This window comes from Paraburkholderia bryophila, assembly GCF_003269035.1.
Taxonomy (GTDB): Bacteria; Pseudomonadota; Gammaproteobacteria; order Burkholderiales; family Burkholderiaceae; genus Paraburkholderia; species Paraburkholderia bryophila.
This window is the reverse complement of the sequence record NZ_QLTK01000060.1, coordinates 1-7,028: the sequence shown is the minus strand read 5'-3', so window position 1 is coordinate 7,028 and position 7,028 is coordinate 1. Positions and strand designations below refer to the sequence as shown.

The 7,028-nt window shown below is 62.7% G+C and carries 4 protein-coding genes and 1 pseudogene; 4 read left to right on the top strand and 1 reads right to left on the bottom strand.

Features of this window, described 5'->3' with window-relative positions:
- Positions 1–96 precede the first annotated feature (96 nt).
- The 4 genes and pseudogenes from BX591_RS35485 to BX591_RS35470 all read left to right on the top strand — a co-directional run.
- A pseudogene (locus BX591_RS35485) lies at positions 97–690 on the top strand (thiolase family protein); the annotation flags it as partial.
- 124 nt (positions 691–814) lie between these two features.
- Complete coding sequence (locus BX591_RS35480) at positions 815–1,828, top strand: WD40/YVTN/BNR-like repeat-containing protein (protein ID WP_111935961.1); 1,014 nt, start codon at positions 815–817, stop codon at positions 1,826–1,828.
- Positions 1,829–1,936: 108 nt separating this feature from the next.
- A complete protein-coding gene (locus tag BX591_RS35475) occupies positions 1,937–4,426 on the top strand; it encodes an efflux RND transporter permease subunit (RefSeq protein ID WP_111935960.1) in 2,490 nt (829 codons plus the stop codon).
- Positions 4,427–4,675: 249 nt separating this feature from the next.
- Positions 4,676–5,752 (top strand): 3-ketosteroid-9-alpha-monooxygenase, oxygenase component, encoded by a 1,077-nt coding sequence (locus BX591_RS35470; protein WP_111935959.1) that lies wholly within the window; start codon positions 4,676–4,678, stop codon positions 5,750–5,752.
- Positions 5,753–5,807: 55 nt separating this feature from the next.
- Here BX591_RS35470 and BX591_RS35465 read toward each other — a convergent pair whose 3' ends face one another.
- Positions 5,808–6,629 (bottom strand): tyrosine-protein phosphatase, encoded by an 822-nt coding sequence (locus tag BX591_RS35465; protein ID WP_111935958.1) that lies wholly within the window; start codon positions 6,627–6,629, stop codon positions 5,808–5,810.
- Positions 6,630–7,028 lie beyond the last annotated feature (399 nt).

Genomic DNA, 7,028 nt, shown 5'->3' with positions numbered 1-7,028 from the left:
GCGATCTTCACCTTCTATGAATCGCTTCATCCGGTCACCCATGCTGAATGAGTTAATCCAGTTTAGGCGATCAGCGCGTTTTCACACAAGCTCGAAGGCAAGCAGACGGGCAGCGAAAGCGTGCGCGCTACCCGCGACGAATGCAACCGCGCCGATACCACGGCCGCGAGTCTGGCCGCGCTGAAGCCGGTCTGGAGCGGCGGCGAAGCGGTCGCGCAAGGCGAGTTCATCACGGCGGGCAACGCGTCGCAATTGTCCGACGGCGCGGCGGCGGTGGTCGTGATGAGCGCGGCGCAAGCGAAGCAGCGCGGGCTCGCGCCGCTCGGGATTTTTCGCGGCCTCGCGGTGGCCGGTTGCGACGCGGACGAAATGGGCATTGGCCCGGCGCTCGCAGTGCCCAAACTGTTGGCGCGGCATAGGCTGACGGTGAACGACATCGGTCTGTGGGAAATGAACGAAGCGTTCGCGTGCCAGGTGATCTATTGCCGCGATCGACTGGGCATTGCGCAGGATCGCCTGAATGTGAACGGCGGCGCGATTGCGGTGGGGCATCCGTTCGGGATGTCGGGCACGCGCATGACGATGCACGGTTTGCTCGAAGCACGGCGGCGCGGCGTGCGCTATGTCGTGGTGACCATGTGCATTGGTGGTGGCATGGGTGCGGCGGCGCTCTTCGAAACAGCGGCGTAGATCGCGGATCGGAGCCTTGCATGGGACCAGAGTAAGGCGCTGAAGTGCCAACTCTGGTCGTGCTTTGCATGGGACCAGAGTAAGGCGCTAAAGCGCCAACTCTGGTCGACAGGAGACAAGACAAATGAAAACGACATTACCCGGCTTGCTGCTGTCGGCAGCCGTGCTCGGCGCGGCGCTGTTCGCGTTCTCGCCGCGTCCACTACCGGCGTTCGCGGCCACGGCCATTCAGGCCGATCGTCTGCAGATCAATGGCCTCGCGAAGGCCGGTGCGCGACTCGTCGCGGTCGGCGAGCGCGGCGTGATCCTGCTCAGCGACGACAGCGGCGCTTCGTGGCGGCAAGCCACGGTCGCGACCGATGAAGCGTCGGCGCTCACCCAGGTGTTCTTCATTTCGCCGCAGGTCGGCATCGCGGTTGGCCACGACGGTTGGATCTTGCGCAGCGTCGACGGCGGCGCGCACTGGAGCGAGGTGCAGTTCGACCACAAGCATTCGGACCCGCTGCTGTCGGTGTGGGGTAATGCGGACGGTCTCGTATTCGCGACCGGCAGCTTCGGCCAGTTGTTCGTCTCGCACGATGCGGGCGCAACCTGGGTCCAGCAAAAAACGCCCGCCGACGACCGCCACCTGAACGCGATTGCCGGCGACGCTAGCGGCACCCTGATCATCGCCGGCGAAACCGGCACGCTGCTGCGCTCCACCGATCGCGGCGCAACGTGGGAAAAGCGCCCGGTGCCGTATCAGGGCTCGCTATTCGGCGTGCTGAGACTGGCCGATGGCGACTGGCTCGCGTATGGCATGCGCGGCAACGTACTGCGCAGCACCGATCGAGGCGAGACGTGGACGCACGTGGATAGCCACTTGGGCACCTCGTATTTCGGTGCGGTTCAACTGGCCGATGGCGAACTGGTGCTGGTCGGACAGGGCGGCGCGATCGTCACGTCGCGCGACGACGGTCTGACTTACGCGGTGCGCAAGGTCGGCGGCGTGCAGAGTCTGGCCGCCGTGGTCGATGTGGGGCATGGCGAGCTGGCGCTGGGTGGCGAAGCAGGTGTGTCGCTGCTGCCGGTGTTGCCGACGTTGCCGAAGTCACCGCCGGGTGCGCCCCATGCGGCGGCCGGCGCACCGTCTTCTTGACGCCGCGCCCCTGCCAGCCAGTCGCCAGACGATCTTTCGCCGCGCGTTCGACCGCCGTATCAAGGCCGCGTTCGCGGGGCATCCCGTTGCCTTGCCGTGAGAAGCCTCATGAATGCTCCGTCCAGTCCTGCTTCGTCGCGCGCTCCGTCGCGCCTGTCACGCTTCGTCGAACGTTGCGCCGATACAATCATGCGGCACCGTCGCATTCTGCTGACGCTATGCCTTGCGCTGACCGTCGCGCTAGGTTGTTCCGCGACGCGTTTGCGGCTCGATCCCGGGTTCAACAAGATGATCCCGATGCAGCACCCGTACATGCAGGTGTTCAATCGCTACGCGAGCGCTTTTCCCGGCGCCAACACGATCCTCGTGAGCCTGCGCTGGAAAGGTCACGGCGACATCTACAACCAGGCGTTCATGGACGACCTGCGTCACGCGACCGATGACGTGTTTTTCATTCCCGGTGTGAATCGCTCGCGGGTGTTCTCACTGTTCACGCCGAACGTGCGCTACACGGAAGTCACCGAAGCCGGCTTTCGCGGCGACGTGGTGGTGCCCGGCCAGTTCAGCAGCGCGAATCCTGAAGATCTGGCCACCGTGCGCCGCAACGTCGCGCGTTCGGGGCAGATCGGCCGTCTGGTCGGCAACGATCTGCATTCCGCGCTGATCCGCGCGGAGTTGCGCGAGACCGATCCGACCACCGGCAAGCATCTCGACTACGGCGCGGTCGCGCGGCAACTCGAGCAGATTCGCGCGCGCTATTCGAATCAGTATGTCGAGGTCGACATCATCGGCTTTGCGAAACTCGTCGGCGATGTCGAGTCGGGCATTAGCGGCGTGATCGGCTTTTTCGCCCTGGCGTTCGTGATTACCGCCGCTTTGCTGTTGCTCTACACGCGCTCGATGAAGACGACCGTGCTCGCACTGTTCATCGCGTTGCTCCCGGTGGTGTGGTTGCTCGGCGCACTGCCGATGCTCGGACTCGGCATCGACCCGATGTCGATCCTCGTACCGTTCCTGATCTTTTCGATCGGCGTCTCGCACGCCGTGCAGATGACGAATGCGTGGAAGCAGGCACTGGTGACCGGCATGCCGTCCGTGGAGGCCGCGCGCGACGCGTTTCGCAAGCTGTTCGTGCCGGGCACCGTCGCGTTGCTGACCAATGCGCTGGGTTTCATGGTGATCATGCGCATCCAGATCGAGATCGTGCGCGAACTGGGCGTGACCGCGTGCCTCGGCGTGTTGCTGATGATCGTCACCAACAAAGTGTTTCTGCCGATTTTGCTGTCGTACACACGGCTCGAGAAAACCACGCTGGCGCGCGCGCAGGCCCGCGCTGCGGCCGGCGGCAGCCGTCTGTGGACGCGCTTCGCGACGTTCGCGCGACCCGCGCCGGCGCTTGGCGTGTTCGTCGTCGCGCTGGTGCTGCTCGGCTTCGGCGCGAAGGCGTCGCGCGATCTGCAGATTGGCGATATCGGCTCCGGCGCGCCGGAATTACGCGCCAACTCGCGCTACAACCTCGACAACGCGCGGATCACGAGTCAATACGATATTGGCGTCGACGCGCTCTCGGTGTTCGTCGAGACGACCGGCTTCGACGACGCCTGTCTGCACTATCCGGTGATGAGCGCGATAGAGCGTTTCGAAATGGAGATGCGCGGCGTGGCGGGCGTGCAATCGGTGGTGAGCGTGCCCTCGCTGGCGAAGATTTCGATTGCCGCATTCAACGAAGGCAACCCGCGCTGGGGTGCCTTGCCGCGTTCCAGCGACGGCCTGACCCAGGGTGCCAACGCATTCGATCCCGACAACGGTATGAACACCGAGAACTGCCAGGTGATTCAGGTATTGATTTACACCACGAATCACGAAGGCAAAACGATCGCGCACATTGTCGACGAGATCAAGCGGCTGGCCGCCGAAGATCACACGCCGAACGTGGCATTCCGGCTCGGCGGCGGCAACGTCGGCGTGATGGCCGCGACCAACGAGGCCGTGGCCGATGCCGAAGTGGCGATGCTGCTGTCGATCTTCGGCGCGATTGCGCTGCTGTGCGTCGTGACCTTCCGTTCGTGGCGCGCGGTGTTGTGCATCGTGGTGCCGCTGACGGTGGTGTCGATTCTGTGCAACGCGGTGATGGCGTGGCTTGGCATCGGCCTCAAGGTCGCCACGTTGCCGGTGATTACGCTGGGCGTCGGCGTGGGTGTCGATTACGGCATCTACCTTTACGAGCGATTGCAGCACGAGGTGCGTGGCGGCGCGAGATTGCCGGAGGCATTCGCGGCCGCGATGCGCCAACGCGGCACCGCCGCGTTGTTTACGGCGGTGACGATGTTTATCGGCGTGGGCACGTGGGCGTTTTCCGCGCTGAAGTTCCAGGTGGACATGGGCGTGCTGCTCGCGTTCATGTTCCTCGTCAATCTGTTCGGCGCGGTGTTCCTGCTGCCGGCGCTGGCGGCCTGGCTCGGTGTCGAGCATGCGGAGCGGCGTGCGAGGCAGGTGGGGAGAACCGGTGCGTCGGCCGACGATGGTGCGCGAGTCGCCGCCGCATCAGTCAAGGCGGCGGAACCTGCCGCGCTGGAACATGGCAACCCGGCGCGCTAAGGGTTTTTCGGGCTTGGCAGCGCCTTTCCGCGCGAGCCCGATAGCGGCAAATGCGCTGCGGACCTGGAGGTGAGGTGCGGTGCGTGCGACGACCGGCGCTAGCTGAAATACCTAGTCCGTCGAGACGATGAACGAAGCGATTGCGGCGCTTATCGTCAGGCGTAAGCGCGCGAGTCCGCGCGCTATCCAGACAGACCTATGACGGCGGCGGGCTGGTGGCGCCGCCTTTTCCATCGGAGGAGATAAGAGATGTCCGCACGTCCCTACAAAATCGAAGCGCAACCGCTCGTGCAGCGTTATGCGCGCGGCTGGCATTGCCTGGGTCTCGCGAGCGACTACAAGGACGGCAAGCCGCACACGCTGAATATTTTCGGCCGGCGTCTCGCGGCGTTCATGGATTCGCGCGGCCGCGTCAACGTGGTCGACGGATTTTGCCCGCACATGGGCGGTGATCTAAGCGCCGGCCGCGTGGACGGCGACACGCTGGTCTGTCCGTTTCACGGCTGGCAGTGGGACGGCGACGGCAATTGCCAGTCGATTCCCTATTGCAAACGAATTCCGCCGAAGGCGAAGATCGGCACCTGGCAGACCTGCGAGCAGAACCAGTTGCTGTTCGTCTGGCACGACCCGGAAGGCAATCCGCCGGACGAGGCCGTGACGATTCCGCGTATCGAGGCCTGCTTTTCCGACGACTGGTCCGCCTGGGTGGTGGACCGGATGGAGATCGGCACGAACTGTCGCGAGCTGGTGGATAACATTTCCGACATGGCGCACTTTTCGACCGTGCACGGCGCGCCGGTCGATTACTTCGCCAATCTGTTCGAAGGCCACAAGGCGACGCAACTGCTGGTAGGACGCAGCGAGCGCCTGGGCGACGACGAACTGATTGCGCTGTCCACGTATTTCGGCCCCGCGTATCACATCACCGAAATGACGGGGCAGAGCGGTGGGCATCCGATTCATTCGATCCTGCTGAACTGTCACGTGCCGATCGACATGAACAGTTTCGAGCTGCGTTACGGCGTGATGGTGAAGAAGGTGCCAGGGCTCTCCGACGAGCAGAACATGGAAATTGCGCGCGCGTACGCGAAGCAGGCGCAGGCCGCGTTCTACGAGGACGTCGCGATCTGGGACACGAAAACACGGATCGACAATCCATTGCTGTGTGAAGGCGATGGGCCGTTGTATCAGATGCGCGACTGGTATTCGCAGTTCTATCTGGATGCGGCGGATGTGCGTCCGTCGAGCACGGCGCGCAAGGTGGTGGAGATCAAGGTGCGCGAGGGCGGTGCGCCGCCGCCATTACGGCATGTGTTCGAAGCTTGATGATCGAATGAAGGGCGGTGTGCATGCACCGCCTTTTTCATTTCGAGGATTCAGTTCATGACGGTTGCGCGGGTGCGGTGAGGTAATTGGCGCGGATCTTCGCAATGTCGACGTGGAGCACGTCGACGAGGTAGTGCTGCATGCCGCCGTATTGCTGGTCGATGACCTGCATGGACGCACCGATGTAGTCGGGATCGACCGTGAGCAGTGGCGCGACGACGTCGGGGGCGATGCCGAGTTTTTGCAGTTGCTGGGTGGCTTGCGCGTTGCCTGCTGCGTTGTAGCGGTTTGATTCGAGGTAGTTGGCGATGGTGGTGGGGCGGTCTACGCCGAGTGCCGATAGCAGCAGGACCGTGGCGAAGCCGGTGCGGTCCTTGCCTGCGGTGCAGTGGTAGAGAATGGTTTTGTTGTCTTCGGCGAGTTTCAGGAAGTGGGCGAATTGGGGTTGGTAGTTGCTTGGGAACTGGCGGTAGAGGTTGAGCATGAAGTCGTGCATTTGCTCGGGGGTGGAGCGCTTGAGAAGCGGGATGATGGCTGAGGGCGACAGGTTGCCGGCGAGGACTGGGTCGGATTGCCAGGGGAATTGATCTGCGAAGGCTTTTTCGTTTGGCTGTTTTTCGCTTGCGGCGCGGAAGTCTATTATTGCGTCGAGGTGCATTGCCTGGAGGGTTTTTATGTCCTGCTGCGAGGCTTGGGATGGGTTGCCGCTTCGGTAGAGGCGGTGGGGGGTTATTTGATGGCCGTCTGCGGTTTCTATGCCGCCGAGGTCGCGGGTGTTTTGGATTTTTTCTAGTTTTATGTATTGGTCGGTGGGGTGCGCGGTTGCGGTGATTGTTATTGATAACAGTACTGTTGGTAGGAATTTTGATTGGGGCATTTTTTTGTTTCGCTTTGGTAGGGGTTGGTGACTGTGTGGTGGTTTATTTTGGGGTTGGCCTTTCCTTGCTTTGTTAGTGGTCTATTGGCGATCCCCCTGTGCGGGGGGGCACCTACTTTTCTTTGCATGCGGTGTGTGTCAAGGTAGTTGTCGCCTGAACCGTTACGCGGCCTGCCTATACATTTCGGCTGAGGCCTGGGTTCGCTCCGGATTCAGATAGACCGCGTCCGTCAGGTGCCAGTTGCGGATGGCGCCTGACCAGCGTGCCGGGTTTTGTGCGCGAGCACTTTCGTACAGCGCACGCGAACCTGTCCGCATTTTTGTGTGCGAGGCGGTTTAAAGATTTCTAGCCACGTGCGAGCGTGAAGCGCTCGCCAAACAGGATAGCAAACTGGTTCA